The sequence below is a fragment of the Aminobacter sp. P4_D5 genome (genome assembly GCF_056401815.1).
The window spans coordinates 1-565 of the sequence record NZ_JBFUIP010001183.1; the positions used below are offsets into that span (position 1 = coordinate 1).

Genomic DNA, 565 nt, shown 5'->3' on the forward strand with positions numbered 1-565 from the left:
CTGCAAGGTCATGGGCCTCGCCGTGCACCCTTATATCTCCGGCGTGCCGCATCGCATCGGCGTGCTGGAAGCGACGCTGGACGCCATTGCCAGCCGGCCCGGGGCAGTGTTCGCTCAGGGCCGCGATATTCTGGAATGGTGGGAAGCCGCATGAGCCTCGACTGGGGAAGCCTGACGCAACGCGAGCGCGACGATGCGTATAACAATTCCTCCGCCGTGCCGGACAGCCCGACACTGGTCGAGGAACGGAATCTCGCCTCCGCGCCGTTCCGGGCGAAGTACACTGATACGCTGGACCTGGCTTATGGCGAGAGCCAGCGCGAGCAATGGGACCTCTACCCCGGCAAGGACCCGCAGGCGCCGACGCTGGCCTTCATCCATGGTGGCTACTGGCAGCGCAACCGGCGCGAGGACTTCGCCATCATCGCCGAGGGCGCACTGGCCATGGGCTGGAACATAGCGATCTGCGGCTACAGCCTCTGCCCCGAGGTGACGATGACGCGCATTGCCTATCAGATCCATGCGGCGCTGGGCTGGCTCTCGACGCATGGCGCGGAGCATGGGC

General features: G+C 65.8%; 1 protein-coding gene. It reads left to right on the forward strand.

All coding sequences use genetic code 11. From position 1 onward, the window contains the following. Positions 1–150 precede the first annotated feature (150 nt). Positions 151–565, forward strand: a 415-nt coding sequence (locus AC1DWF_RS37380) for an alpha/beta hydrolase (RefSeq protein ID WP_476843467.1), incomplete at its 3' end; no start/stop codon positions are given.